Here is a 562-nt window from a genome sequence, read left to right as displayed (position 1 = left end):
GCACATCAACCGCATTAACAGTTCGAAAACCATTCATTAACTGAGACAAACCCGGTATCAAAAAGAAATTATCCACGACTTTGTCTCAAGCCATGTATGCAATTGAACTTAGTTTTCGAATTCACTGTACTGTGAAATCATAGTTTTCAACTGAACTGATTGCGTTTGTCCCACTCTATCTTTCCAACTGGTCGTAATAGTAATGGTTTTAAGAGATCCAGACACAGTAGCCGACGGCACAACCCACTCCACTGTATACGCACCAGTAGCGGAAGATCCTGTTGCAATAGAGGCAAAGCTAGCCGTAGAGATCGTCGAAAGCGCATCCGATGCTCCACGCGTACGGAACCATTCCAATTTATTTTCAGCAAGACGCAACACTTCAATACTTTCTATCGCATAGTCGGATTCTTGTTCGAGATACACGTTTAGCTTTGTTAAACCTAGAGCCCCGACACCGATAAGCAAAAAAGAAATTAGAACCTCAAGAAGGTTAAAACCTTTTTGTTTAGAGATCATTCCAAGAGCCCTTTTTCCAGCGGAAATTAATAATCGGATCAAC

The 562-nt window shown here is 41.6% G+C and carries 1 protein-coding gene; it reads right to left on the bottom strand.

Annotation, left to right across the window (positions count from 1 at the left end; genetic code table 11):
* Positions 1-108: 108 nt before the first annotated feature.
* Positions 109-519 (bottom strand): prepilin-type N-terminal cleavage/methylation domain-containing protein, encoded by a 411-nt coding sequence (locus R7F64_RS24195; protein ID WP_318072190.1) that lies wholly within the window; start codon positions 517-519, stop codon positions 109-111.
* Between the last annotated feature and the right edge of the window lie 43 nt (positions 520-562).

It is taken from the genome of Vibrio sp. Vb1980 (genome assembly GCF_033338615.1).
GTDB classification, from domain to species: domain Bacteria; phylum Pseudomonadota; class Gammaproteobacteria; order Enterobacterales; family Vibrionaceae; genus Vibrio; species Vibrio alginolyticus.
Note: the sequence above shows the minus strand (reverse complement) of the source record. Positions and strands in the feature narration are given on the sequence as shown.

What these genes read in the sequence shown, in the direction of transcription:
- R7F64_RS24195 (WP_318072190.1), bottom strand. Translation starts at nt 519, where the DNA reads ATGATCTCTAAACAAAAAGGTTTTAACCTTCTTGAGGTTCTAATTTCT.